Genomic DNA, 243 nt, shown 5'->3' with positions numbered 1-243 from the left:
AGATGTGGCTCGATCGCCGCCCACTGCACGTCGCTCAGCCAGAATAGGCGCGACACCGTTCATCCCCCGCCGTTTGGCAGGGTGAATCATTGCGCCGCACCTACGTCAATTGGGTACAGACCCTAGGTTGGGGACTCATTTGCTCCATTCGGTGACGGCAGTGACGAGGGCGAGTGCGGCGAGGAAGTTTCGGGCGAGGCGGTCGTAGCGCGTGGCGATGCGTCGCCAGTTCTTGAGCCTGCA

Annotated in this window: 1 pseudogene; it reads right to left on the bottom strand. The window is 62.6% G+C overall.

What is annotated here, in order from left to right:
- Positions 1-135: 135 nt before the first annotated feature.
- Positions 136-243: pseudogene (locus tag ACI6QG_RS19720) on the bottom strand (IS5/IS1182 family transposase); the annotation flags it as partial.

Source organism: Sabulicella flocculans (assembly GCF_045449635.1).
Classification (GTDB): Bacteria; Pseudomonadota; Alphaproteobacteria; order Acetobacterales; family Acetobacteraceae; genus Roseococcus.
The sequence above is the reverse complement of the archived record's forward strand: the minus strand, read 5'-3'. Positions and strand labels throughout refer to the sequence as shown.